We start from the raw sequence: 333 nt of genomic DNA, 5'->3' as shown, positions 1-333 counted from the left end.
TAGCCCCGATTTTTCATGACGGTGGGTGATGGTCGTTTGTGCGGGGCGGCGGGTTGATCTGCGGTTGTTTTCTGTTTTCGGGCAGTGTGGTGTGGCCCGGTTGGTTCGCCTGGGGGTTGGCGCCGGTTCCACTTCCGGTGATGTGCTGCTTGTCGGGTCAGGATCAGTGGCGGCTCAGCCGGGGGCGGGCGGTGGCTGTTGGAGGCGCATGGTGTTCTCCAGCAGCAGTTTCAGAAGGTCTTTCTCGGGTGCGGCTTCGGGCAGGAGGAGCTGGTTGCGGCGGGCGCGGGTGATGATTTTCCCGGCGGTCGCGAAGAGCCGGTAGCGCCAGCG

1 pseudogene is annotated in these 333 nt (G+C 64.6%); it reads right to left on the bottom strand.

Features of this window, described 5'->3' with window-relative positions:
- Positions 1-174: 174 nt before the first annotated feature.
- A pseudogene (locus AC1DFE_RS24245) lies at positions 175-333 on the bottom strand (IS1380 family transposase); the annotation flags it as partial.

Source organism: Arthrobacter sp. 05T423 (assembly GCF_056396245.1).
The sequence above is the reverse complement of the archived record's forward strand: the minus strand, read 5'-3'. Positions and strand labels throughout refer to the sequence as shown.